The organism is Pseudoxanthomonas sp. SORGH_AS_0997, from assembly GCF_031453535.1.
GTDB classification, from domain to species: Bacteria; Pseudomonadota; Gammaproteobacteria; order Xanthomonadales; family Xanthomonadaceae; genus Pseudoxanthomonas_A; species Pseudoxanthomonas_A winnipegensis.
The window spans coordinates 2,182,327-2,205,816 of sequence record NZ_JAVIZI010000001.1; the positions used below are offsets into that span (position 1 = coordinate 2,182,327).

Genomic DNA, 23,490 nt, shown 5'->3' on the forward strand with positions numbered 1-23,490 from the left:
CCATGTCGCCGCATCGCATCGCCGTGGTCGCCTTCGACCGCATCAGTCCCTTCCACCTGGCCGTGCCGTGCCAGGTGTTCGAGCCGCGCCCGGAGCCGGACCTGCCCGCCTTCGAACTGCGCGTCTGTGCGGCCGAGCCCGGTCCGCTGCGCACCGATGCCGGCTTCAGCGTGCAGCCGGCCCACGGACTGGAGGGGCTGGACGGCGCCGACACGGTGATCGTCCCCTCTTGGCGCGATCGGGACGAACCGGCGCCGGCGGCGCTGATCGACGCGCTGCGCCGCGCTCACGCCACCGGTGCGCAGCTGGTGGGGCTGTGCCTGGGCACCTTCGTGCTGGCCGATGCCGGGCTGCTCGACGGCCGCCCGGCGACCACGCACTGGGCCGCGCTGGAGACCTTCGCCCGGCGCCATCCGCAGGTGCGGCTGCAGCCGGATGTGCTGTACGTGGATGACGGCGACGTGCTGACCTCGGCCGGCACCGTGGCCGGCATCGACTGCTGCCTGCATCTGGTGCGCCGCCTGTACGGCGCCGAGGTCGCCAACCGCATCGCGCGGCGGCTGGTGGTCGCGCCGCATCGCCAGGGCGGGCAGACCCAGTACATCGAGCAGCCGCTGCCCACCGACCCGGGCGACGCACGGCTGGCGCAGGTGCTCGAATGGGCCATGACCCACCTGGACCAGCGCCTGGACGTGGACGCGCTGGCCGCGCGCGCGCTGATGAGCCGGCGCACCTTCACCCGGCGATTCCGCCAGGCGACCGGCGCCAGCCTCGGCGACTGGCTGGCGCACCAGCGCCTGGCGCGCGCGCAGCGGCTGCTGGAAACCAGCGACCTGGCGCTGGATCGCGTCGCGGCCGAGGCGGGATTCGGCAGCGCCGTCTCGCTGCGCCAGCGCTTCGCCGCCACGCTTGGCACTTCGCCCTCGGCCTATCGGCGCAGCTTTCGCGGTTGAACCATCGCTGCCGGTGAGCCCAGACGCTTCATGCGGCTGGGCCGGCCACAGCCAAGGCTGGCCGGCGACCTCCGGATCAGCCGGCCTGGCCCAGGCGTGCGCGCAGGCGCTCGATCTGGCCCTGGCTCAGGCCGATGGTCTTCAGATAGCCCTCCGCACCGCCGTACTGGCGCGTCAGGGTCTCCAGAAAAAGCTCCATGTTCTGCGGCGCGGTCCCGGCCATGCCGGCCAGCTTTCGACCCAGCTCGGGATGGGCCTGGATCGCGCTCATGAGCTGCGCATTCATCGCGCTGTCCTTCGGCTGGCCCTCCAGGTAGTGGGCCGAGATGGCGTAGTTGTGCACGATGTCGTCGTGCGGCACGCCGGCCAGGTCCAGCAGCAGGGCCGCGATCACCCCGGTGCGGTCCTTGCCGGCGGTGCAGTGGAACAGCACCGTGCCCTGCTCCTGCGCGGCGATCCGGGTGAAGACCTGGCGGAACTGCGGCTGATTGCGGCCCAGCCACTGCACATAGGCCACGCCCAGCGAATCGGGGAAGCCGCTCATCATCTGGCCCAGGTCGATCTTCTCCACGCCCATCAGCGAGATGCGCTGATAGTCGAAGCGCGGATCGCTGGCCAGCAGGTCGGGCGACTGCGCCTGCTCGTCGGCGGTGCGCAGGTCGATATCCAGGCGCACGCCAGCCTTGGCCAGCGCGTCGCGGTCGGCGGCCGTCGCGCGCCCCAGGTCGGCGGTGCGCAGGAACGCGTCCGCCGGGATCGGGCCATCGCGCCCCTGCAGGCCGGCGAAGCTGCGGGCGTTCCAGACGCCCTGCAGCGGCACCACGCGCTGCGCGTCGTCGGGCAGCGGCTGCACGTTGCCGGCCTTGGCCGCCGCGGGCGGATTGGGCGGCGGCGGGGCCGGTGCGGAGGCAGTGGAACGGGCCGGTTGCTGGCTCGCGCAGGCGCACAGCAGCGCCAGTGCCAGGACCAGCGGGGAATGGGAAAGCTTCATCTGCGGACTCCGATGGATCAGAAGTGGACGGTCACGTCGAGGCCGAACGTGCGCGGATCGTTGAAGATGCCGGTCTGGCCGAGCGCGGCGCTGTTGAGTTTGTAGAACAGGTGCTGCTCGTCGAGCAGGTTGCGCGACCACAGCGAAAACTCCGCCGTCGCGCCACCCGAACCCATCGGCACGTCCACCAGCGCGACGCGCGCGTTGACCACGGTGGAGCGGTCGGTGAGGGTCTGGTCGTACTCGGAGGTGTAGAAGCCGTCGGACCAGTTGCCGTCCAGGTGGAACTTCAGCGCCGAGGCGTTGGCCAGCGGCACCAGGTAGTCCACCGCCAGGCTGCTGGCGTTCTTCGGCGCCAGCAGCGGCTGCACCGTCACCTGCACGCCGGCGCCGAACGGGTCGACGGTGCGCAACGCGTCGATGTCGGTATAGGCATGGCTCAGGCGCAGGGTCAGGTTCTCCACAGGCATCAGCGAGAACTCCAGCTCCGCGCCGCGCGACTGGACCTTGCCCAGCGCGTTGGTGGTCACCGCGGTCGTGCGGGTGACGCCGCTGTTGGGATCGAACGGCAAGGTGAAGTCCACCTGCTTGTGCTCGACCGTGGCATCGAACAGCGCCAGGTTGAACCGGCCGCGGCTGTCCCAGAACTGCGACTTCAGGCCCAGCTCGTAGGCGGTCACCTCTTCCGGGATCGAAGGCGGTGTAATTGGTCGAGCGCGAGTTGGCGCCACCGGCCTTGAAGCCGGTGCTGTACTTGGCGTAGACCATCGCCTGCGCGCCCAGGTCGTAGGCGATGTTGACCATCGGATCGAACCGGCTCCACGCATCGTCGAAGCGCAGCCCCGTGCCGGCGCCGTTGACGATGTACAGCCGGCCGTTCTTGTCGTCGCGGGTGAAACGGCCACCGGCGGTCAGATGCAGGCGCTCCAGCGACGCGGGCGTCCAGGTCGCCTGGCCGAACAGGCCCAGGCTGTCGGTCCAGGCCTTGCTCGCGCGGTCGATGGTCACCTTGCGCAGGTCCAGCGGATTGGTGGCCGGGTTGAGCGTGTAGCTGTTGCCGCCGGGTCCCCACACCAGCATGTTCGGGGTCTGCGCGTTGTCGCCGGCGGCCTCGTGGTAGTAGAACGCGCCGGCCAGATACTCCACCTGCGCGGTGTTGCCGATCAGCTGGAACTCCTGGCTGTACTGGTGCTGGTAGACCTGCGCCAAGCTGTAGCGCGCGAACGGCCGGCCCGCGCCGGAATAGGTGGAGATCGCGTCGATCAGGCCCATGTCGAACTGGCCCTGCTCCAGTTCCCGGTAGGAGCTGATCGACTTCAACGTCAGCGCGTCGCTCAGGTCCCAGCTGAGGTTGAGCAGGTGGCCATCGGTACGGCCGACATTGGGCCGCTGCGGGCCGCCGAGGATCGCGCTGTCGCGCCGGTCGGTGCTGGCGCCGGCCTTCTGCAGCGGGCTGGCATAGGGGCCGGCGACCAGCAGTTGGGTGTGGTACGGCGTGGTGGCGTCGTACGCATTGTCGTAGGCGTAGAGCGCCGAGAACCCCGCACTGGGCTGCCACAGCGCGCTCAGCCGCCCACCGCGCTTGGAGTAGGCGTTGAAATCCTTCTGGCCCGGCATCGGATTGTCCGTGGTGCCGTCGCGCTTGGCCTGCACCGCGTCGAGCTTGAAGCTCACCTCGCCGACCTTGGGCAGGTCTAGATGCAGCCCGGTGTTGTAGCCGCCGTAGTTGGACATCCCGGCGGTGAGGCTGCCGCCGAGCTCGCCGGTGGGCTGGCGGGTCACGATGCTGATCGCGCCGCCCTCGGTGTTGCGGCCGAACAGCGTGCCCTGCGGGCCCTTGAGCACCTCGATGCGCTCCACGTCGTAGAGCATGGCGCCCAGGCCCTGCGAGCGGCCCAGGAAGACGCCATCGACGTAGACGCCCACGCCCGCGTCGCGCGCCGGCTGGTTGGCATCGGCGGCCGCGCCGATGCCGCGGATGCCGATGTTCAGCGCCGAGCTGCGCGTGGCGAAGGGCGTGACCCGCAGCGAGGGAATCGCGCCGTCGGCCAGATTGCCCAGCGAGATGATCTTGCGGTCCTTCAGGGCCTCGGCATCGGCGACCGAGACCGAGATCGGCGTCTGCTGCAGGTTGGTGACGCGTTTCTGCGCGGTGACGACGACCTGGTCCAGCTCGACGGCCTCGCGGCTGTCGTCGGAGGCGCCGGGAGCCGGGCCCTGAGTGGAGGCATCCTGCTGCTGGGCCAGCGACAGCGAAGGCAACAGGGCGGCAAGGGAGAGCGCGAGCGCCTGCGGACGCAGGGCACGGGAACGTGGCGTGGGAGGCATGAGGGTGGGGATGGGGTGGCGGGAAGCGGACGCAGTCTGTGTGCCGGCGATGACAAATGAATGACCGTTCATTCCGTTTCGGATGGACTAACATCGCGGCCTTGTGGCACCCCCGACCAGCCCCATGCCTCCGCAACGCTCCGCCGCGCTCGACCCCACCGTCCCGCTCAACGCGCGCGCCCAAGCCCAGCGCGAACGCATCCTCGATGCCGCCCAGCGCTGCTTCATCGCCCGCGGCTTCCACGCCGCCTCGGTCAGCGACATCGCCACCGAGGCCGGCATCAGCCAGGGGCTGATGTACCGCTACTTCGACAACAAGCGGGCGATGATCCTGGCGCTGATCGAGCGCCAGCTGCGTTCGGACCAGGAGGGCATGCGGGCCACGCCGCTGTCGGCCAACATCGTCGAGGAGCTGCTGGAGATCCACCGGCTGTGGACGCGCGGCGAGTCGATCGCCGGTGGGGACGCGAGCATCGCTAGCGTGGCGCTGTACGTGGAGATCACCGCCGAGGCGCAGCGCGACCCGGTAGTGGCCCAGGTCCTGCAGCGCCACGACCGCCTCACCACCCAGACCGTCTGCGACTGGCTTCGCCAGCACGATCTGTCGCGCGGCGCGCCGATCGACGAAGCCGACCTGCAGCGGCGCACCCTGCTGATGCGCACCGTGGTCGAAGGCCTGGCGATGCGTGCGGCGCGCGACCCGGACATCGCGCCGGACACCGTGCGCGCCATGCTGGCCAGCACCATGGCGCAGGTGCTGGGCGGCTGAGGCGGGAACAACGGTCTCTCAGATCAAGCTGCGGTCTCCCTGTAGAACGGAGCTTGCTCCGCTGGGGCTTTTCCATGATCCGGCCGAAACGCGGCGGAGCAAGCTCCGCTCTACGGGTGGGAGCCGCGACGCGGGCCTTCCCCCGCGCTGCGATAAACTCGCTTCATGCGCGTCCTTCTCCAGCAACACCCCAGCGTGGGCCAGACGCCCCGCTACCTGCAGCTGACCCTGCAGCCGGACCTGTTCGGCGGCTGGGAGCTGCTGCGCGAGGCCGGCCAGGTCGGGGGGCGCGGGCAGCTGCGACGCGAGCAGTTCATGGCCCAGGCCGAGGCCACCGCCGCATTCGAGAAGCTGCGCGACACGCACATCAAGCGCGGCTATCAGGTGATGTTCGTGCACGGCTTCGAGGCGCCGCGCGCCTAGCCATGCAGCCGGTCCTCGACACGGCGCGCCTGCGGCTGCGTCCGTACCTGCCTTCGGACGCGGCCGACGTGCAGCGCCTGGCCGGCGACGCGCGCGTGGCCGACACCACGGCCAATATTCCTCACCCCTACCCCGACGGCGCGGCGCAGGCCTGGATCGCCGGACTGGCGCCGGCGCTGGCCGCCGGCACGCGCATCGCCTACGCGATCACGCTGCGCCAGGACGGTGCCTTGATCGGCACGGTCGATCTGCACGAGATGTCCCGCACCCACGCGCGGGCGATGCTGGGCTACTGGATCGGCGTGCCGTCCTGGGGCCAGGGCTACGCCACCGAAGCGACGCACCGCCTGATCGATCATGGCCACGCCGCGCACGGCATCAGCCGCATCGGCGGCGCCTGCCTGGCGCGTAATCCGGCCTCGGCGCGGGTCATGGAGAAGGCCGGCCTGCGCCTGGAAGGCCGCCTGGTGGCACACGAATGCAAGCACGGGGTCTTCGAGGACCTGCTGCTGTACGGCCTGATCCTGCCGGGCCGCGTCCCCGCGCCCTCCCCCGCCTGATTCCCTCTCTTTACGGAAGACCTGCCTTGTCCCTGCCGCCGCTCAAGAATGACCGCCTGCTGCGCGCCCTGCGCCGCCAGCCCACCGATCGCACGCCCGCGTGGCTGATGCGCCAGGCCGGGCGCTACCTGCCCGAGTACCGCGCCACGCGCGCGCGCGCCGGCAGCTTCTTGGGGATGGCCAAGCACCCCGAGATCGCCTGCGAGGTCACGCTGCAGCCGCTGGCACGCTTCGAGCTGGACGCGGCGATCCTGTTCTCCGACATCCTCACCATCCCCGATGCGATGGGGCTGGAGCTGTACTTCGTCGAAGGCGAAGGCCCGAAGTTCCGCCACACCGTGCGCAGCGCCGACGAGGTCGCGCGCCTGGGCGTGCCGGACATGGAGACCGAGCTGCGCTACGTCATGGACGCGGTGCGCCTGATCCGCCGCGAGCTGGACGGCCGCGTGCCGCTGATCGGCTTCTCCGGCAGCCCGTGGACGCTGGCCTGCTACATGGTCGAAGGCGGCGGCAGCAAGGACTTCGCCCGGATCAAGGCGATGGCGCTCAACGACCCGGACACGCTGCACGCCCTGCTCAAGGTCAACACCGATGCGGTGATCGCCTACCTGGCCGCCCAGCACGCAGCCGGCGCGCAGGCCCTGCAGGTGTTCGACACCTGGGGCGGCGTGCTGAGCCCGGCCATGTACCGCGAGTTCTCCCTGCCCTACCTGCAGCGCATCGCCGCCGAGCTGCAGCGCGGACACGGCGCCGAGCGCGCGCCGCTGATCCTGTTCGGCAAGGGCAACGCCGCGCACCTGGAGGCGCTGGCCGCCAGCGGCACCGAGGCGGTCGGCGTGGACTGGCTGGTGGAACTGGAGGAAGCCGCACGCCGCACCGCCGGCACGGTGGCGCTGCAGGGCAATCTCGACCCGGCGGTGCTGTACGGCTCGCCCGCGGCGATCGACGTGCAGGTCAAGCGCGTGCTGGACAGCTACGCCGCCGGCAACGGCGGCTCGCGCGATGGCCACGTCTTCAACCTCGGCCACGGCATGTCGCCGGACATGAACCCCGATCACGTCACCGCACTGGTCCAGGCCGTGCATCGGCACAGCGCGCGCTGAAGCGCGACAGCCTGGCGCGCGACTTCGCGCGCCAGGCTTCAGCCGCGGGCCATCGCCTGGCGCTCCTGCTGCTGCGCCTGGTCCTGCGACTGCGGCATCGTCAGCAACTGGGCGCCGGTCTGCTGCGCCTGCGGCGCCGGCTGACGCAGATCCACGCCGGCGCGCTGGCCCGGCTGATCGCCCGCCAGCCACAGGGTCTGGTCGTGGACGCCGACCTGCCGCAAACGCTCGACCGTGATGCCTTCCTGACGCGCCAGCAGCGTGGCCCGGGCGAGATGGTCTTCGCTCACGCCGGCGGGGGCGCGGTCCCGGATCGCGGTGAAGAGCGGCGTATCGGGATGGCCGGCATGGCCCAGCTGCGGCGGCGAGGTCGCGGCGGTGTTGAAGTCGACCTTCGGTGCGGCCGGCGATGGCGCCCCCGAGGCGGGCGCCCGCGGTGCCTGCACCGCGGCGCCTTCCAGCTGCCCGGGCAGCGGCGAGAACGACAGCGGCCGTCCGCGCGCTTCTTCGCCCGAGCGCAGCGCGACGGTGTACAGGGTCGAAGGCAGGCCGGCCAGCGTGCTGGGGTTGTGGATCAGGTCGACGGCGAAGCGTTCCGGCGTGCGCTGACCGCCCTGCGGCGTCGGCTCGGCCAGCAGGCGGATCACATCGTTGCCGCCGGTGCGCGCGATGTTCTGGTTGGCACGCAGGGTCTGGGCCCGCAGCCCCGCCATCTCCTGCTCGGTGAAGCGCAAGGTGGCCTCCTGGCCGGCCTTGAACGGCGTCGCGCCCTCGCGCCCGTAGACCGCGTTGAGCTGACCGGCCTGGGTGTCGTCCGGAGTGAAGCGATAGCGATAGCTGCGCTCGCCCGGCGTGCCATCGGCGGCGAACGACTGGTCGATCCGCAGGCTGACATCGTGCTCGCGGTAGCGCAGCGTGCGCGAGACCTCGGCGCTGCCGTCGCCGTGCACGGTGCGCACGGCCTGGCCGCTGTTGACGCCGGTCGAGAGCGAGGTCGAGCGTGCGCCCAAGCCAAGATCGACCTTGCCTTCCGAACGCAGGTCCAGGCGCGAGACCGTGCTGACCTCGGACAGCCCGGGCGCATCGCGTTCGGGCATGACGCCGGAGCGCATGAAGGCGTCGTAGGCCTGGCGGCCCTGCGGATTGGACAGATCGAACTGCGCGGTGTGCAGCGTCCCGCCGGAGACGTGATCCTCGCGTCCGAGCATGGCGCTGGCCGGGCCGAGCTTCAGGCCGACGCCGTGGTAGGCCTCCACCGCCTCGCGCGGGCCGGCCACGACGCGCACGCGCTGGCCCTCCAGCGCCTCGATCGAGACCTGGACGCCCTGCTCCTGCCCCACACGATCCCGGGTGGCCAGCTGCCGCAGGCGGGTGCCGACCTCGACGCTGCCGGTGTGCGCCGCGTCCATGCTGATGCGCGTGCCCGCCGGCATCGACGCCGGGTCGAAGGGATTGATCGAACGCGGGTCGATCTCGCGCGCGGCACGCTCGGGCACCGCGGCCTCGAACCTGACCGTGCCGCCCTCCTGCACGCGGGCGTCGACGCCGAAGCCGCGCGCCGCCGCGTTGCCTTGGACGAAACCGCTCAGGCGGCCTTCCAGCGTGTAGCGCACCTGGCCCTCGGCGTGGGTGATCGCGCCTTCGACCCTGGCGTCGAGCCCGGCCTTGAGGTGTTCGCCGCCGGCGCGCAGCTGGCCTTCGGCCTGCGCGCCGTGCTCGGTCAGCCGGCCATCGAGTTTGCCGGTAAGCGCAGTCGGCGGCGGATCGGCACGGACAGCGGACAAGGGCGGCGTGGAGGACTCATCCATGACGACGGCTCGACAGCGGATCGGAGGCGCGATGCTACCAAGCGCTGTACGGCATCCTTACCGAAGCGCGCGCAAACCTAGACGGAATGCTCACCAGCCCACCTCATCGACACAGCCCCGCGATCGCGTCCTCGAGCAGGTCGCCGGTGACCGGCTTGCGCAGGAAGCCGTCGAAGCCGGCCGCGCGCGCCAGCGGTTCGGCCTGCGCATCGGCGCGGGCCGTGACTGCCAGCAGCGGCAGGTCCAGGCCCAGGGCGCGCAACTGGGTGGCCAGGGCCAGGCCATCCAGGCCGGGCAGGTCGAGATCGAGCAGGGCGATGTCGAAGCGCTCCACGCGCGCCTCGGTCAGGGCCGCCAACCCGTGCGCCACCGCACGCACGCGGTGGCCGCGTGTCTGCAGCAGGCCGCTGATGACCGCGGCGACGGTGGCGTCGTCCTCGACCAGCAGCACGGACAGCGGTTGCACCTGCTGTGCGGGGCGATCGCGCACCGCCGGCTCCTGTGCATCTTCCGAGGCAGGCAGCGGCAGGTGCGCCAGGAAGCGCGTGCCCTGCCCCGGCGCACTGTCCACCGTGATCCGCCCGCCCATGGCCAGGGCCAGCTCCTGGCAGATCGCCAGCCCCAGGCCGCTGCCGCCGTAGCGCGCCGTGGTGCGTGCGCCCTCGGCCTGCTCGAAGCGCTGGAACAGCCGCGCCTGCTGTTCGGCGCTCATGCCCGGTCCGGTGTCGCTGACGATCAGCACCACGCCCGCCTCCGCCGCCTGCGCGTGCAGCGCGACGCGGCCGCGCGCGGTGAACTTGACCGCATTGCCCAGCAGGTTCATCGCGATCTGGCGCACGCGCAGCGGATCGCCGCGCAGCGCGCGCGGCACCTCCGCGTCCACCTGCCAGTCGAAGGCCAGGCCCTTGCGCTCGGCGTTGGGTGCGATGAGCGCGGCGACCTCGCCCAGCAGTTCGCGCGGGTCGAAGTCCTGCACGTCCAGCGCCAGCCGTCCGGCCTCGATGCGGGCCAGGTCCAGCGCGTCGTTGACCAGTCGCAGCAGATGCGTGCCGGCCTTCTGGATCGCGGCCACATAGCCGCGTTGGTTGGCGTCCAGCGGCGTGGCGGCGAGCAGTTCGCTCATGCCCAGCACGCCGGTCATCGGCGTGCGCACCTCATGGCCCAGCGTGGCCAGGAAGTGGGTCTTGGCCTGCGAGGCCTGTTCGGCCAGCACGCGCCTGTGCTGGGCCATCTGCCATTCGCTGCGCCGCTGCACGCGGCGTCGATACGCCCAGGCGCCGGCCAGCAGCAGGCACAGCCCCAGCAGCGAGAGCACGAGCAGGCCGGGCACGCTGCGCCACCACGGCGGGGCCACGCTGAAATGCAATCGATGCACGGCGGAGGCGTTGCCGCTGGCGTCGAAGCCCTGCAGCGCCAGCGTGTAGTCGCCCGGTGCCAGCGCGGAGAGCACGCGATCGCCGCTGGCGCCCTGATCGACCCAGTCCGGATCCAGGCCGAGCAGGCGCGAGCGGTAGCGGCTGCCGGCCACATCGTCGAAGGCCAGCAGCCGCATGCCCACGCGCAACTCGCGGTCGTCCGGCCGCAGGCGCGGCGTCGGCGCGGGCAGCGCTTCGATGCGGCCCTCGCGCACGACCGTGGGCGGCCGCAGCAGCAGCGGCGGCGAGAGCGCGGCGCGGTCGGGCGTGGCCGGGTCGATCAGCACCAGCGCGCCATCGCTGGTGGTCGAGGCGAGCACGCCGCTTTCGAGCCGGTACAGGCATTTTTCGAGGAACTCCTGGCTGCTCAGTCCGTCGCGCACGCCGAAGGTGCGTACCACCGCGCGCTGCGGATCGGACACGTCCACGCGCAGCAGGCCGCGCTGGGTGGCCAGCCACAGCCTGCCCTGGCCGTCGCGCTGCATGCCGTTGGCGGTCACGTTGGGCAGGCCGGCCTCGATGCGGCGCGACAGCTGCCAGCGGCCCTCGCGCCATTGCCAGCGTTCCAGTTCCCCGATGCGGAACACCCACAGCGCCTGCGCCGATTCGGGCACGAAGCCGGACACCTCCAGCGCGCCGTCTGGCCCGTCCACCGGCAGCAGGCGCCGCGTGGCCGGCTCCCAGCGCAGCAGGCCGGTGCCGCTGGCGATCCAGGGTTCGCCATCGGGCCCCAGGCGCAGCTGCTGGAAGGCCAGTTCGTGGCCGGTGACGGGATGCCGGGCGAATGCATCCAGGACCTCCCCGCTGCGGCCATCGCGACGTTGCACCGCGCCCGGCGTGCCCAGCCACAGATCGCCGCGCGCATCCTCCAGCAGGGTCTCGGGCGCGAACGCCACCTGCCCGGCGCTGTGCAGCGGCCAGTCGCGGCGCGCGCCGGTGGCCAGATCCAGCCGCACCAGCGCGGCCGGGCGCACGCCCAGCCACAGCGCGCCACGCCGATCCTGCACCGCGCTGGTCAGGCCCAGATGCAGCGGGTCGATGCCGCGGAAGGCGGTCACCGTCACCGCGCCGCTGCGGCTGTCGACCTGCTCCAGCGTGCCGGCCGCGTCGGTCTGCCACAGCACGCCGTGGCGGCCGGGGGCCACGCTGCAGTAGGGGCTGATCGAGGTGCCCTTGGCCGCCGGCAGCACGGCCATGCGCCGCCAGTCCGGGCGCAGATAGGCCAGGCCCTTGCCGACCACGCCCATCCACAGCCCACCGCCGGCCACGGCCTGGAAGCTGGTGACGAAGTGGCGGTCGAACAGCCCGTCGCGATCGCGCACCCATTGCGGCGCCTGCGCGCCATGCGTCAGCCACAGGCCGTTGGCGGTGCCGAGCCAGGATTCGCCGTCGCCCGCATCGGCGACGGCCAGGATCTGATTGGCGCCCTCGAACATCGCCGACCACGGCAGCGTGCGCCAGACCTCGTCGCGGCCCAGGACGCGCGGCCCGGCGCGGGTGCCGGCCCACAGCGTGTCGCCGACGCGGGTCAGCGAGAGCACGGCCAGCGCGCCGGGGCCGCCTGCGGGCAGCGCGTGGAGTCGGCGGCCCTGCACATAGGCCAGCCCGGCTTCGGTGCCGACCCAGAGCCGGCCGCGCGCATCGACGGCCAGGCTGGTGACCACATCCGAGGGCAGCACGCCGCCGGTGTTGGCGTGGTCGAAGCGGGTCAGCGCGCCGTCGGCGTCGATGCGGTACAGGCCGCCGCCGTTGGTGCCGAACCAGACGTGGTCCTCCAGGCCGGCGATGGCGTACACATCGTCGCTGCGCATTTGCGGGTACCGCGCGCGGCGGTAGTGGCGGAAGCCGCGGCGTTCGGCATCGAGCACGCTCAAGCCGGCACTCGCCACCCAGACCTGATCGCGCGGATCGACATACAGCGCCTGCTGCAGGTTGCCGGCCACCGAGGCGGGGTCGCGCGGGTCGTGCTGCCAGACGGTGAACTCGGCGCCGTCGAAGCGCGCCAGTCCGTCGTAGGTGGTCAGCCACAGATAGCCGGTGCGATCGGTGGCCAGGGCGGTGATCGAGGTCGAGGGCAGGCCTTCAGCGGTGGCGGTCAGGCGGAACGCGGGCCGCTGCGGCACCTGCGCGTGGGCCTTCGCCACGGCGCAGAACAGCGCCAGCGTCCAGAGCACACGGCGCAGCCCCTCGCACCGGCATTCCATGCTTCGGCTCACTCCATCGATGTCCCCGGTTCATCCTCGCAACGCGCATCGGCGTGCGCAAGCGCTTGTGCTGTGCGGAACGGCAAAAAGTGGGGTCTCTTCCGGATGGATTTGGGCGCGTGCGTTCCTGCTTCCTTCGGAGGGGCATCGGTCCGGCGGGCGGGAGCCTCGAACGTGATGCCAGAAGGCTCGGGATCGAAAGTCGAAAGGCATCCGGATCCATCGGGCGTGGACCTCGCCTCAATCCCGGTGGAGGCCGCCCCCTGTAGAGCGGAGCTTGCTCCGCTGAGGCCTTTCCGACGAACCGTCCGCTGCGGGCCTTTCCCCACGAACCGAGCGTAGAGCAGCGGAGTCCCCAAAAGGGGATTGCCACAAGCTCCGCTCTACAGGCAGACCGCTGCGGGATTTAACGGGACGGCCCCCTTTGCAGGGACGCGAATCGAGCTTCGCGGCTTCGCGCGGAAGTCGCTGGGTTCCCGCGTTCGCGGGAACGACGACACCCGCGGCCAGCGCTACTCCTTGCGCAGATTGGCCGCCGCGCGCGCGGCGGTCATCGCGGCGGCCAGCAGTTCGCCGGTCACCGGCTTGCGCAGGAAGGCGTCGAAGCCGGCCTCGCGCGCCTGCACTTCGGCCTGCGCGTCGGCGCGCGCGGTCACCGCCAGCAGCGGCTGGGCGAAGCCCTGGCGGCGCAGTTCGCGCGCCAGCGCCAGCCCGTCCATGCCGGGCAGGTCCAGATCGAGCAGGGCGATATCGACCGGCGCCAGCGCCAGTTCGGTCAGCGCGGCCAGCCCGTGCGGCACGGCGCGCACGCGGTGGCCGCGGGCCTGCAGCAGGCCGACGATCACCTCGGCGATGGTGGCGTCGTCCTCGACCAGCAGCACCGACAGCGGCACCTCAACGGCGTCGGCCTGGACCGCGCCGGTCGCATCGCCCTGCGCCACCGGCAGCGGCAGGTCGACCACGAAGCGCGTGCCCTCGCCCGGGGTGCTCTCCACCGCGATGCCGCCGCCCATCGCCGCGGCCAGCTCCTGGCTGATCGCCAGCCCCAGGCCGCTGCCGCCGTAGCGCGTGTGCGCACCGTCGCCCTGCTCGAAGCGCCGGAACAGCCGCGCCTGCTGCTCGGCGTTGATGCCCGGGCCGGTGTCGCTGACCACCAGGCGCAGGCCCTGCCCGTCCAGCGGCAGCGCCTGCAGGCGGACCTGCCCGCGCTCGGTGAACTTGACCGCGTTGCTCAGCAGGTTGAGCAGGATCTGGCGCACACGCACCGCATCGCCGCGCAGCGCGGCCGGCAGGCGCGGATCGATCTCGCTGGTGAAGGTCAGGCCGCGCCGTTCGGCCATCGGCGCGGTCAGCGCGACCACTTCGTCCAGCAGTTCGCGCAGGTCGAAGTCCTGCTGATCCAGCTCCAGGCGGCCGGCCTCGATGCGCGCCAGGTCCAGCGCGTCGTTGACCAGCCGCAGCAGGTGGCGACCGGCGTTCTGGATCGAGCGGATGTAGCGGTGCTGGCGCTCGTCCAGCTTGGTCGCCAGCAGCAGTTCGCTCATGCCCAGCACGCCGGTCATCGGCGTGCGCACCTCGTGACCGAGCGTGGCCAGGAACTGGGTCTTGGCCTGCGAAGCCTGCTCGGCCACGCTGCGCCGGTGCTGGGCCATCTGCCATTCGGTGCGGCGGCGCAGGCGCCGGCGGTAGGCGTGCATCCACCAAGCGATCAGCACGATCAGCAGGCCGACCATGCAGGCCACGCCCCACGGGCTCTGCCACCACGGCGGAGCCACGCGGAAACGCAGTGTCTTGACCTGCGACCACACGCTGTCGCTGCTGCGGCCCTGCACTTCCAGCGCGTAGCGGCCCGGCGGCAGGCGCGAGAAGATGCGCTCGCCGGTGTTGCCCACCTCGACCCAGCCCGGGTCGTAGCCGCTGAGGCGGAAGCGATAGGTGGTGCCCTCGGCGCCGGTGAAGGACAGCAGGCGCGCGATCACGTGCAGGTCGCGGTCCTCGCTGTCCAGCAGCGGATGGCCGACATGGGTCAGGTCCAGGCCGCGATCGCCGCGGCGCACGCCGACGAATTCGAACTGCAGGTCCGGCCGCCGCGCCGAGGGCACCAGCCGCGCCGGGTCGAACAGCACCAGGCCATCGGGCGTGGCCATCGACAGCTGGCCACTGACGGCCTGGACCAGGGTGCCGTGGCGGATCTCGGGGTTCGGCAGGCCATCGCGCACGCTGTAGGTGCGCACCGTGCCCTGGATCGGATCGACCCGCGCCAGGCCGCGGCTGGAGATGGTCCACACCACGCCACGCGCATCCACGCGCATCCCGGTCGGGGCGATGGAGGGGAAATCCTGCGCGATGCCGATCGACTGCCGCCAGCGCAGGCGATGGCCGTCCCAGGCGTAATGGTCCAGCTGGCCCATGCGCCCGGTCCACAGGCTGCCGTCGGCGGCCAGGTCCAGCGAGAACACGGGCTGATCCGGCGCGCCGGGCACGGCGGTCAGCCGCCCACGCGCGGCGTCCCAGGTCAGCACGCCCTGGTTGGTGGCCAGCCACAGGCGCTGGTCGGCGTCGCAGCGCATCTGCTGCACGACCAGGCCGGAGGGATAGTCGGCGGTGCCGCGTTCCAGGTTGCGCAGCACATGGCCCTGCTCGTCGCGCAGCTGCAGGCCGGCCGAGTTGGTGCTGATCCACAGCTGCGCGCCGCAGCGGCGCAGTTCGACGATGCCGCCGGGCAGCGGCTTGTCGCGGGCATCGTCCACGGTCCACTCGCGCCGCTGGCGGGTGGCCGGGTCGTAGCGCAGCAGCTTGTCGATCAGCCCGACCCAGACCCGGCCCTGGCTGTCCTCTTCCACCGACTGCGGCCAGTTGACCGGATCCAGCGGCTGGATGTGCTGCTCCACCCGGCCGGTCGCCGGATCGAGCCAGTCCAGCGCGCCGCGGGTGCCGACCAGCCACAGCCCGCCGCGTCTGGACGGCGCCTGCGCCAGCACGAACGGGTTGGTCATGGTGCTCGGGTCGCTGGCGTCGTTGGTGAGCACGGCGAACTGGCGCCAGTTGGCCGGCAGATGCCACAGCCCCGCGTTGAGGCTGGCGAACCACAGGCCGCCGTCGCGGTCCTCGTAGCCGCCCATCCAGTTGGGCTTGACCACGCCGCGCGCCGAGACGCTGTACAGCGGCACGTTGCGCACCGTGCCGTCGGCGGCCTTGTAGCCCATGCCGGCGGCGGTATCGAGCCAGTAGGTGCCGGCGATGTCGCGCAGCATGGTCTGCAGGATCGGGATGTGGGTGACCGGCCGCCACGGGTCGCGCACCCAGCTGCCGTCGGGCTTGCGCAGCGACACGCCGCGGCTGGTCGCCACCCACAGGCTGCCGTCGGCCTCGACCGTGAGGCGGTTGATCGTGGGCGAAGGCAGCGCGGCGGCCGGCACGCGTTCGAAGTCATGCCCGGTCCAGCGCGCCAGGCCGCTGCGCGTACCCACCCACAGGCTGCCGTCCGGCGTCACCGCCATGTGCACCACATCGCGCCCGGGCAGCGCGCGCGGGTCGTCGGGCCGGGCCCGGTAAAGCTCGAAACGCCCGTCCGGCAGGCGCCGGGTCAGCCCGCCGGCCGAGGTGCCGAACCACAGGCTGCCATCCGGCGTGGCCGAGATGCACCAGATGGAATTGCTGCGCAGCTGCGGGGTGTTGGCGCGGTTGTAGAAGCGGAAGTTGCGGCGATCGGCGTCGAAGACCGCCACGCCCTCGTTCTCGGTGCCGATCCAAAGCTGGTTCTGCGCATCGACGTACAGCGCCCACAGCTGGTTGTCCCTGAGCCCGTGCTCCATCCGCCAGATGCGGAAGCCGCGCCCGTCATAGCGCGCCAGGCCGTCGCTGCTGGCCATCCACAGATAACCCAGATGGTCTTCGGCGAAGGCGGTGATGGTGGCGCTGGGCAGGCCGTCGGCCACGCCCATCTGCCGCGGCTGCGGGGTCAGCGGGACAAGCGCGCCCGCCAGCCCGCTCCAGGCCAGCAGGCTCCACAACACGATCGCGCGTCCCCACATCCGGATCTCTTCCTTCACCCGCCTGCGCGCGCCATCACGACCCGCCTGCGGGCCATCGTGCAGGCCCGTGGCCGGGGCTGGCAACTGCGCACGCCGCGGGTCCGGCCAGAACGCCATTGCGCGCCGCGCAATGGAATGTTGCCGCAGGGCCCGAAGCGCGCGACCGGCGGCATGCCTAGAATCCCCCCATGCCCAACCCATCCCGCCTCCGCACGCTGCGCTCGCGCCTCTGCCTGCTCGTCGCCCTGGCCATGCCGGGCGCCGCCTGGGCCGCCAGCGAGACCTACCAGCTCGATCCGGTCCATACCCGGGTGCTGTTCTCCGTCTCGCACGCCGGCTTCTCGCAGGCGATGGGCACGGTCTCGGGCAGCACCGGGCTGATCGAATTCGACCCCGACGACTGGAGCCGCGCGCGCGTGCAGGTCAGCGTGCCGCTGGACCGCGCCGATCTGGGCGATGCGGCCTGGAACAAGGCCGTGGCCGCCTCCAACCTGCTCGACGTCAAGGACCATCCGCGCGCCGAATTCGTCTCCACCCGGGTCATGCCGCGCGGCGGCGACCACTTCGACGTGGTCGGCCAGCTGACCCTGCACGGCGTCACCCGCGAAGTCACCCTGGCGGTGACCTTCAACCAGCTCAAGCGCCATCCGCTGCCGCCGTTCCGGCGCACGGTGGGCTTCTCGGCCACCACCACGCTCAGCCGCGCGGCCTTCGGCATCGATGCCTGGCCCTCGGTGATCGGCGATGCGGTGCAGCTGAACCTGCAGGTGGAGGCCACGCGCACGCGCGAGGCGCTCGAACCCGCCGCCGCCACGCCCGCCGACGCCACCTCCCCGTCCACGCCCGCCCAGGAACCCGCCACGCCATGACCCGAGCCAATGCCCAACGCTGGGGCGCCGTCAGCCAGACCCTGCACTGGCTGATCCTGCTGTTGCTGCTGGTGCTGTGCGTGGTCGGCCTGACCATGGGCGACCTGCCGCGTACGCCCAAGTACTTCTGGGTCTATACCGCGCACAAGTCGCTGGGCATCACCGTGCTGGTGCTGGTGGCGCTGCGCCTGGCCTGGCGCCTGTACGCCGGCGCGCCGCCGCCGGTGCCGGGCACGCCGCGCTGGCAGCACGCCATCGCCACGCTGACCCATGTGCTGCTGTATGGGGTGATGTTCGCCATGCCGCTGTCGGGCTGGCTGTACGACTCGGCCAGCGGGCTGCGGCCGTTCAAGTTCTTCGGCCTGTTCGAGATGCCCAAGCTGGTCGCGCCCGACGAACACCTGCGCCACCTGGCCCATTCGGCGCACGAATGGGGCCTGTACGTGCTGATCGTGCTGGTGGCGCTGCACGCCGGCGCGGCGTTCTACCACCACCTGTTCCAGGGCGACGCCACGCTCGCCCGCATGCTGCCGCGCGGCTGGTTGCGCGTGTCGGCCCAACCGAAGGATGCATGACATGTCCCGCAATTTCATCAGCCCCGCCCTGACCGCCGCCGCCCTGGTGGCCGCCTTCGTCGCCGCCCCGGCCCGCGCCGCCACCTACGTGCAGGCGCCCGGCTCGACGCTGGTGTTCGCCAGCAGCTACGACGGGGAGACCTTCACCGGCAAGTTCGGCAAGTTCGACACCAAGGTCAGCTTCGATCCGGCCCACCCGGAGCTGGGCACGATCGACGTCACCATCGGCCTGGCCGGCACCAGCAGCGGCAACGGCGACCGCGACTCGACCCTGGCCAGCGCTGACTTCTTCGACGTAGGCAAGTTCGCTCAGGCCACCTACAAGGCCAAGGGCTTCAAGTCGCTGGGCGGCGATCGCTACAGCACCGACGGCGTGCTGACCCTGCGCGGGGTCTCCAAGCCAGTGACCCTGACCTTCGTGTGGACGCCGGGCGCGCAGCCCACGCTGGCCGGCAAGGCCACGGTCAAGCGCCTGGACTTCGGCGTCGGCGGCGGCGACTGGAAGGACACCAAGACCATCCCCGACGCGGTGGCCATCAGCACCAAGGTCGTGCTCAAGCCCGGCAGCTGAGCGGGAAAGATGGGTAGGAGTGGCCACGGCGGCGATGGAGCTTTCCCGTTAAAGCCCTATCGCCGCCATGGCGGCTCCCACCTGTAGAGCGGAGCTCGCTCCGCTGGGGCCTTCCCCACGAACCGAACGAAGCGCAGCGGATTCCCCAAGAGGGGATTGCCAAAAGCTCCGCGCTACAGGCCGCTGCAAGATTTGAAGAGACAGTGGCTCCCACAATGCGGGGAAGCACTAGGCCAGAGGTGCGCATGACTTCCCGGCCATGCGGGGTCCGCGCGCGCAGCGCATCGTGCCGGCACTTTCCTTGCCAGGCCTTCGAGCATGCGTGCGCCCCTGATCGCGATGTTGCTGTCCGCCGCGCTGTCCCTGCCCGCGGCCGCCGCGCCGTCGGCCCTGCCGGCCACGCCGGAAGACGCCCTGCGCCAGTACCAGCAGGCCGAACTCGACTTCGACCTGGAGCGCCTGCGCCAGGTGCTGGATGCCTCGTTCGTCGAGATCAGCCCGCTGGGCCAGGTGGACGAGCACGACGCGGTGCTCTCGTTCTACGCGCCGGACAAGAAGGTCGCCGCGCCGCCGGTGACGATGGACGAGGTGGTCGTGCGCGCGCATGGCGACGCCGCGGTGCTCTCGGCGCAGCTGCACTACGTGGTCGGCGAGCGCGCGATGGCGATGCGCCTGGGCGCCACCGCCAAACGCACGCCGCAGGGCTGGGTGCTGGTGTCCGCGCAGTACACGCCGATCAAGGCGAACACGCCGCCGCCGGCGCACTGAGCCTGCCGGGCCCTCAGCGCGCCAAAAAGGCGCGCACCGCTTCGATGGTGAAGGGCCAGTCCAGTTCGGCCTGCGAGCGCGCGTCGCGCAGCACCGGCACGCGCAGGCCGTAGCGCGCCTCCAGCGCGGCATCGTCGTCGATGAAGACGCTGGCCGGCTCCGGCACGCGCGCGGCGGCCAGCACGGCCAGGGCCGCATCGCACAGGTGGCAGTCGTCGCGCTGGTAGAGCAGCAGGTCGGTCATGCGGGCGTGGCGGGCAGGCGAGCGAGCGAGCGAGCGACTGAGTTAACCCGCGTGGAGACGCGGCGTCGAGTGTCCACCACGGCATGGTTTCGGGACGATCCCATGACCGGGCGCGAATATCGAAATTAAGCGCCACCAAGCCGGCCTACAATGCCGGATGAGCCCGCACTCCTCCGAATAATTTCGATTTTATGGACGCCGCCGTCACCGGCACCCTGGCCAGCCGCATCCACCAGCAGCTGCGGCACGACATCGTGCGCGGCCGGCTCAAGGCCGCCGCCAAGCTGAAGCTGGCCGAGCTGCAGCAGCGCTACGGCATCGGCCTGGCGCCCCTGCGCGAGGCGCTGGCGCGCCTGTGCGGCGAGCAGCTGGTGGTCAGCGCGGACCAGCGCGGCTTCTGGGTGGCGCCGCTGTCGCTGCAGGAGCTGGACGACATCGCCAAGGTGCGCGTGCTGGTGGTGGACGAGGCGATGAACGACTCCATCCTGCACGGCGATGCGGCCTGGGAGGCGCAGGTGGTCCAGGCGCTGGACGCGCTGGCGGCGATCGAACGCGACCTCTCCGGCAGCACCACCCAGCCGCCGGGCGATGTGCTGGACGAACTGGAGGCGCGCAACTTCGCCTTCCACCGCGCCCTGCTCGGCGCCTGCCGCTCGCCCTGGCTGCTGCGCCTGCAGGACATGTTCTATCACCAGGCCGAGCGCTATCGGTACGCCGCCCTGCCGCGCGCCCGCGACAAGCGCTTCTCGCTGGACGAGCACATGGCCATCGCCGATGCGGCCCTGGCGCGCAACGTGATCAAGGCCTGCCGCCTGCACGACGAACACATGGCCCGCACCCACGCCAGCGTGCGCGCGGCGCTGGCCCGCCACCTGCAGCCCGATGCGCCAGCGCCGCAGGCGCGCGCGTCGCGCTGACCCCATCAACGCAACCCCTGCCTGGAATCCACCGTGGCCGTCAGTACCTTCGACCTGTTCAAGATCGGCATCGGGCCGAGCTCCTCCCACACCGTCGGGCCGATGCGCGCGGCCGAGCGCTTCGTGCACCGCTGGCTGCTCGATCCGGGCCAGCTGGCGCGCACCGCGCGGCTGCGCGCCGAGGTGTTCGGCTCGCTGGCGTTGACCGGCCGCGGCCACGGCACCGACAAGGCCGTGCTGCTGGGCCTGGAAGGCCACCGCCCGAACCTGATCGACCCGGACATCATCCCGGCCACCCTGGCGCGCATCCGCGGCGAGAAGCGCATCCGGCTGATGGGCCAGCACGCCATCGATTTCGACGAGAAGCGCGACCTGGTGATGAACAAGCGCCAGAAGCTGCCGTTCCACACCAACGGCATGCGCTTCTCCGCCTTCGACGCTGCCGACAACGTGATCGCCACGCGCGACTACTACTCGGTCGGCGGCGGCTTTGTGGTCAATGCCGACGAGGCCGCCGAGGACCGTATCGTCGCCGACGAGACCGCCCTGCCGCATCCCTTCGCCAGCGGCGATGCGCTGATCGCGCGCAGCAACGAGACCGGCCTGTCCATCGCCCAGCTGATGTTCGAGAACGAGCAGGTCTGGCGCAGCCCGGAGGAGATCCGCGAGGGCCTGCGCGAGCTCTGGAGCGCCATGCAGTCCTGCGTGGCGCGCGGCATCCGCCAGGAAGGCACCCTGCCCGGCGGCCTGCACGTGGGCCGGCGCGCGCCGGCGCTGTACCGCGAGCTGTCCTCCAAGCCCGAGGCGGCCATGCGCGATCCGCTGACCACGCTGGACTGGGTCAACCTGTACGCGCTGGCGGTCAACGAGGAGAACGCCGCCGGCGGGCGCGTGGTCACCGCGCCTACCAACGGCGCGGCCGGCATCATCCCGGCGGTGCTGCATTACTTCGACCGCTTCTGCGCCGGGGCCGACGAGGCGCGCGTGTTCGACTTCCTGCTGACCGCCGCGGCGGTGGGCATCCTCTACAAGGAGAACGCCTCGATCTCCGGCGCCGAGGTCGGCTGCCAGGGCGAGGTCGGCGTGGCCTGTTCGATGGCCGCCGCCGGCCTGACCGCGGCGCTGGGCGGCAACACCAGCCAGATCGAGAACGCCGCCGAGATCGGCATGGAACACAACCTGGGCCTGACCTGCGACCCGATCGGCGGCCTGGTGCAGATCCCCTGCATCGAGCGCAACGCGATGGGCGCGGTCAAGGCGATCAACGCCAGCCGCATGGCCATGCGCGGCGACGGCAAGCACAAGGTCAGCCTGGACAAGGTGATCCGCACCATGCGCGACACCGGCCGCGACATGCGCGACAAGTACAAGGAAACCAGCCGCGGCGGCCTGGCGGTGAACGTCATCGAGTGCTGACCGGCGCGGGGACGCGCCGTCGCTGATGCGTTCCCGGCTGGCGCTCGCGCCTGGCATCCAGTGCGTCCCGCGGACTGGGACACGCCGGCACGCCTGCGCGAGGTCCTCACTGCGGCCTCGCCCGGGCCTGCCTACGCTGCGTCTCTCGTCCCTCCACTGGAGTCGCGCATGCCGCGTTCGTTCCTGGCCCTGTGCCTGGCCGCCCTGGCCGCGCCCGCCCTCGCCCAGCAGCAGCCCGCCTACGGCCCGCGCCTGGAAGGCTTCGACTATCCGCATCCGGTCCAGCGCTACGACTTCAGCGCGCAGCAGCAGGACCTGGAAATGGTCTACATGGACGTGGCGCCGACCGGCCAGGCCAACGGCCAGACCGCCGTGCTGCTGCATGGCAAGAACTTCTGCGCCGCCACCTGGGAGGACACCATCGTGGCCCTGGCTAGGTCCGGCTATCGGGTGATCGCGCCGGACCAGGTGGGCTTCTGCAAGTCGTCCAAGCCGCGCCATTACCAGTTCTCGCTGGCCGGGCTGGCCGACAACACCCATGCATTGCTGGCCAGTCTGGGCATCGACAAGGCGGTGATCGTGGGCCACTCGATGGGCGGCATGCTGGCGATCCGCTATGCGCTGATGTTCCCGGGCGAGGTCAGCCACCTGGCGCTGGTCGACCCGCTCGGCCTGGAGGACTGGAAGGCCGTCGGCGTGCCCTACCAGAGCGTGGACCAGTGGTATGCCGGCGAGCTGAAGACCAGCTTCGAGAGCATCAAGCAGTACCAGCTGGACGTGTACTACGCCGGCACCTGGAAGCCGGCCTTCGAGCGTTGGGCACGCATGCAGGCCGGCCTGTACGCCGGCGCCGGCAAGGAGATCAACGCCTGGGACCAGGCGCTGACCTACGACATGGTCTACAACCAGCCGGTGGTCTACGAGCTACCCAGGATCGCCGTGCCGACCACCTTGTTCATCGGCCTCAAGGACCGCACCGCGATCGGCAAGGGCAAGGCACCGCCGCAGATCCGCGCCACGCTGGGCAACTACCCGGTGCTGGGCAAGCGCGCGGCCGCGGCGATCCCGGGCGCGAAGCTGATCGAGTTCGACGACCTGGGGCACTCGCCGCAGGTGCAGGATCCGGCGCGGTTCAATGCGGCGCTGCTGAAGGCGCTGGCGCCATGACGAGTGTGCGCCGCGTCGCGTTTCTCGATGTCTGGGCGCGAATCCGAAGCGAAGTCACAGTTTCGCCCGCGAAGTTGGCACGCCCCATGCGCGATCCCTCCCCATGCATTCCAACCAATGCCAGGGGACAGGCCGTGCTACCCGATTCCATGACCGCAAGATGCTTCTGCTGCGACCAAAAACTGTATTTCGCGCCAGATTCTGACGCGGGCCGCGTGATCGAACGCTACGGCATCGTGGTGTGCGCCACGTGCTTCGAAAGCAGCGCCAGCGGCTGGAGCGCCGAGCACGAGCCCCGCGTGCTGCAGCAGCTGCAGCTCAGCCGCCTGGCGCCGCCGGCGCGCAACGCCCACGGGCTGCTGCCGCGCGACTGAC

General features: G+C 71.3%; 19 protein-coding genes and 1 pseudogene. 13 read left to right on the plus strand and 7 right to left on the minus strand.

Annotation, left to right across the window (positions count from 1 at the left end; translation table 11 throughout):
* Positions 1 to 2 precede the first annotated feature (2 nt).
* Positions 3 to 953, plus strand: a complete 951-nt coding sequence (locus tag QE438_RS09665) for a helix-turn-helix domain-containing protein (protein WP_306996026.1) — start codon at positions 3 to 5, stop codon at positions 951 to 953.
* A 76-nt stretch (positions 954 to 1,029) separates the two neighbouring features.
* On the opposite strand, the gene QE438_RS09670 is transcribed toward QE438_RS09665, so the two are convergent.
* From QE438_RS09670 to QE438_RS09680, 3 genes and pseudogenes are all read right to left on the minus strand, one after another.
* Positions 1,030 to 1,944, minus strand: a complete 915-nt coding sequence (locus tag QE438_RS09670) for a tyrosine-protein phosphatase (protein WP_306996024.1) — start codon at positions 1,942 to 1,944, stop codon at positions 1,030 to 1,032.
* Positions 1,945 to 1,961: 17 nt separating this feature from the next.
* The gene (locus QE438_RS09675) at positions 1,962 to 2,771 is read right to left on the minus strand and encodes a TonB-dependent receptor (RefSeq protein ID WP_309736242.1); all 810 of its coding nucleotides are present in this window, start codon (positions 2,769 to 2,771) and stop codon (positions 1,962 to 1,964) included.
* Positions 2,695 to 4,344 (minus strand): annotated as a pseudogene (locus tag QE438_RS09680) (TonB-dependent receptor); the annotation flags it as partial. The pseudogene QE438_RS09680 and the gene QE438_RS09675, both read right to left, overlap by 77 nt.
* 52 nt (positions 4,345 to 4,396) lie before the next feature.
* Between QE438_RS09680 and QE438_RS09685 the strand changes: the two are divergent.
* The 4 genes from QE438_RS09685 to hemE all read left to right on the plus strand — a co-directional run bounded on the left by QE438_RS09685 (position 4,397) and on the right by hemE (position 7,127).
* Positions 4,397 to 5,041, plus strand: a complete 645-nt coding sequence (locus QE438_RS09685) for a TetR/AcrR family transcriptional regulator (protein WP_306996019.1) — start codon at positions 4,397 to 4,399, stop codon at positions 5,039 to 5,041.
* A 165-nt stretch (positions 5,042 to 5,206) separates the two neighbouring features.
* Positions 5,207 to 5,464 (plus strand): WGR domain-containing protein, encoded by a 258-nt coding sequence (locus tag QE438_RS09690; RefSeq protein WP_130517162.1) that lies wholly within the window; start codon positions 5,207 to 5,209, stop codon positions 5,462 to 5,464.
* Positions 5,465 to 5,466: 2 nt separating this feature from the next.
* Positions 5,467 to 6,024 carry a GNAT family N-acetyltransferase gene (locus tag QE438_RS09695; protein ID WP_306996017.1) on the plus strand — a complete coding sequence of 186 codons (558 nt, stop codon included), beginning with the start codon at positions 5,467 to 5,469 and terminating at the stop codon, positions 6,022 to 6,024.
* Between the two features lie 32 nt (positions 6,025 to 6,056).
* Entirely contained in the window at positions 6,057 to 7,127 is a 1,071-nt protein-coding gene (hemE, locus tag QE438_RS09700; protein WP_306996377.1) for a uroporphyrinogen decarboxylase, read from the plus strand.
* Positions 7,128 to 7,165: 38 nt separating this feature from the next.
* Here hemE and QE438_RS09705 read toward each other — a convergent pair whose 3' ends face one another.
* From QE438_RS09705 to QE438_RS09715, 3 genes are all read right to left on the minus strand, one after another.
* A complete protein-coding gene (locus QE438_RS09705) occupies positions 7,166 to 8,935 on the minus strand; it encodes a hypothetical protein (protein ID WP_306996015.1) in 1,770 nt (589 codons plus the stop codon).
* A gap of 103 nt (positions 8,936 to 9,038) precedes the next feature.
* Positions 9,039 to 12,554, minus strand: a complete 3,516-nt coding sequence (locus QE438_RS09710; protein ID WP_306996013.1) for an ATP-binding protein — start codon at positions 12,552 to 12,554, stop codon at positions 9,039 to 9,041.
* A gap of 512 nt (positions 12,555 to 13,066) precedes the next feature.
* Complete coding sequence (locus QE438_RS09715; protein ID WP_306996010.1) at positions 13,067 to 16,588, minus strand: two-component regulator propeller domain-containing protein; 3,522 nt, start codon at positions 16,586 to 16,588, stop codon at positions 13,067 to 13,069.
* Between the two features lie 188 nt (positions 16,589 to 16,776).
* On the opposite strand from QE438_RS09715, the gene QE438_RS09720 reads away from it, so the two are divergent.
* The 4 genes from QE438_RS09720 to QE438_RS09735 all read left to right on the plus strand — a co-directional run bounded on the left by QE438_RS09720 (position 16,777) and on the right by QE438_RS09735 (position 19,371).
* Positions 16,777 to 17,457 (plus strand): YceI family protein, encoded by a 681-nt coding sequence (locus QE438_RS09720; RefSeq protein ID WP_306996008.1) that lies wholly within the window; start codon positions 16,777 to 16,779, stop codon positions 17,455 to 17,457.
* Positions 17,454 to 18,032, plus strand: coding sequence for a cytochrome b (locus QE438_RS09725; RefSeq protein ID WP_130524258.1), 579 nt, complete (start codon positions 17,454 to 17,456; stop codon positions 18,030 to 18,032). The genes QE438_RS09720 and QE438_RS09725 overlap by 4 nt, the downstream gene beginning before the upstream one ends.
* 1 nt (position 18,033) lies before the next feature.
* A complete protein-coding gene (locus QE438_RS09730) occupies positions 18,034 to 18,603 on the plus strand; it encodes a YceI family protein (protein WP_306996006.1) in 570 nt (189 codons plus the stop codon).
* A 318-nt stretch (positions 18,604 to 18,921) separates the two neighbouring features.
* Positions 18,922 to 19,371, plus strand: coding sequence for a nuclear transport factor 2 family protein (locus QE438_RS09735; RefSeq protein ID WP_306996004.1), 450 nt, complete (start codon positions 18,922 to 18,924; stop codon positions 19,369 to 19,371).
* A gap of 13 nt (positions 19,372 to 19,384) precedes the next feature.
* Here QE438_RS09735 and QE438_RS09740 read toward each other — a convergent pair whose 3' ends face one another.
* Positions 19,385 to 19,615: a glutaredoxin family protein gene (locus QE438_RS09740; RefSeq protein WP_130524261.1), complete on the minus strand. Its 231-nt coding sequence runs from the start codon at positions 19,613 to 19,615 to the stop codon at positions 19,385 to 19,387.
* A gap of 191 nt (positions 19,616 to 19,806) precedes the next feature.
* On the opposite strand from QE438_RS09740, the gene QE438_RS09745 reads away from it, so the two are divergent.
* From QE438_RS09745 to QE438_RS09760, 4 genes are all read left to right on the plus strand, one after another.
* Positions 19,807 to 20,532: a GntR family transcriptional regulator gene (locus QE438_RS09745; protein WP_130561528.1), complete on the plus strand. Its 726-nt coding sequence runs from the start codon at positions 19,807 to 19,809 to the stop codon at positions 20,530 to 20,532.
* Positions 20,533 to 20,565: 33 nt separating this feature from the next.
* Positions 20,566 to 21,948, plus strand: a complete 1,383-nt coding sequence (locus tag QE438_RS09750) for an L-serine ammonia-lyase (RefSeq protein ID WP_306996002.1) — start codon at positions 20,566 to 20,568, stop codon at positions 21,946 to 21,948.
* A gap of 168 nt (positions 21,949 to 22,116) precedes the next feature.
* A complete protein-coding gene (locus tag QE438_RS09755; protein WP_306996000.1) occupies positions 22,117 to 23,115 on the plus strand; it encodes an alpha/beta hydrolase in 999 nt (332 codons plus the stop codon).
* Positions 23,116 to 23,330: 215 nt separating this feature from the next.
* Positions 23,331 to 23,489, plus strand: a complete 159-nt coding sequence (locus tag QE438_RS09760; protein ID WP_165394628.1) for a hypothetical protein — start codon at positions 23,331 to 23,333, stop codon at positions 23,487 to 23,489.
* Position 23,490 lies beyond the last annotated feature (1 nt).